This is a genomic window from Bacillus gaemokensis (assembly GCF_001590835.1).
GTDB classification, from domain to species: Bacteria; Bacillota; Bacilli; order Bacillales; family Bacillaceae_G; genus Bacillus_A; species Bacillus_A gaemokensis.
Genome location: NZ_LTAQ01000013.1, coordinates 1 through 342, shown reverse-complemented (window position 1 = coordinate 342; position 342 = coordinate 1). Strand labels below are relative to the sequence as shown.

The window sequence follows — 342 nt, the reverse complement described above, 5'->3', positions numbered from 1 at the left end:
ATATCGAGACACCGTTTGGAAGCTTAGTTTCATAGATTCCAAGACCATATCCGCCGATTTCAGCACTTCCTGTAGGAACTGTAGTAAGCATTTGTTTTAGTTGCTGTTCCTTCAGTAATTTGCCACCGAGCAAGGAAGAGAAGAATTTGTTTAAGTCGTCAGCAGTAGAAATCATATCTCCAGCCGAGCTACCTATACTTGGGTTATAATAAGTAACATCTTTTAGCTCACTTGCTCCGTCTGGTTGGAMATATCCACGGGCATGCTTGGTGCCTGGAATAACGCTTGAATTGCCAGGTAGGAATGTATTCGACAATTCAAGCGGTTCAATAATCCGATTTT

The 342-nt window shown here is 41.9% G+C and carries 1 protein-coding gene; it reads right to left on the bottom strand.

Annotated elements, in window-relative coordinates:
• A partial coding sequence (locus tag AZF08_RS14120; protein WP_153019532.1) for a serine hydrolase occupies positions 1-342 on the bottom strand: 342 nt, incomplete at both ends.